Genomic DNA, 331 nt, shown 5'->3' on the forward strand with positions numbered 1-331 from the left:
AGACGTTGAAGCGGAACTCCACCACGTCGCCGTCGACCATCACGTAGTCCTTGCCCTCCATGCGGACCTTGCCGGCCGCCTTCGCGTCCGCCTTGGACCCGGCGGCGACCAGGTCGTCGAACGACACGACCTCGGCCTTGATGAAGCCCTTCTCGAAGTCCGTGTGGATCACACCGGCGGCCTGCGGAGCCGTCGCGCCCTGCGGGATCGTCCACGCGCGCGCTTCCTTCGGCCCCGCCGTCAGGTAGGTCTGCAGACCCAGCGTGTGGAAGCCGGCGCGGGCCAGCGAGTACAGGCCCGGCTCGTGCTGGCCGATCGACTCCAGCAGCTC

Annotated in this window: 1 protein-coding gene; it reads right to left on the minus strand. The window is 69.2% G+C overall.

All coding sequences use genetic code 11. The annotated features are described in order from the left end of the window. Positions 1-331 (minus strand): DUF933 domain-containing protein (locus LFM09_RS50175; RefSeq protein WP_414103743.1); only part of this gene is annotated, 331 nt, incomplete at both ends.

Origin of the sequence: Lentzea alba (assembly GCF_047445655.1) — a bacterium.
Classification (GTDB): Bacteria; Actinomycetota; Actinomycetes; order Mycobacteriales; family Pseudonocardiaceae; genus Lentzea; species Lentzea alba_A.